The sequence below is a fragment of the Neotamlana nanhaiensis genome (assembly GCF_000943555.1).
Classification (GTDB): domain Bacteria; phylum Bacteroidota; class Bacteroidia; order Flavobacteriales; family Flavobacteriaceae; genus Neotamlana; species Neotamlana nanhaiensis.
This window is the reverse complement of the sequence record NZ_JTDV01000033.1, coordinates 1-476: the sequence shown is the minus strand read 5'-3', so window position 1 is coordinate 476 and position 476 is coordinate 1. Positions and strand designations below refer to the sequence as shown.

1 protein-coding gene is annotated in these 476 nt (G+C 37.0%); it reads right to left on the bottom strand.

Annotated elements, in window-relative coordinates; translation table 11 throughout:
- A partial coding sequence (locus PK35_RS16970) for a PfkB family carbohydrate kinase (protein WP_044627777.1) occupies nt 1-476 on the bottom strand: 476 nt, incomplete at both ends.

The following is a 476-nucleotide window of genomic DNA, read 5'->3' as shown; positions in this document are numbered from 1 at the left end:
AAGTCTAATGCATTTTGGTCGTCTTCTGGGTATTTTAATAATCCGTAGATTAATCCACCCATAAATGAATCTCCACCACCTACACGATCTACGATATCTGTAATTTGGTATTGGCGCGTTTCGTACATTTTGCTACCATCGTATAATACACCTGCCCATGTGTTATGAGATGCAGAAATAGAACCACGAAGTGTAGTAATTACTTTTTTAGCTTTTGGGAATTTCTCCATCATTTGCTTACAAACTGATAAGAAAGCTTCTGCTTTTACATCATGTCCATGCTTGTGTACATCTAATCCTTCTGGGTGAATGTTAAAGTGCATGTGTGCATCTTCTTCGTTTCCTAAGATAATATCACAGTAAGCCGTTAACTCTGTCATTACTTTTTCTCTGTGCGCATCGTCACAATATTTCCAAAGTTTAGCACGGTAATTTAAATCGGTTGAAATAGTAATACCTTTTTCGCTTGCTGCTTT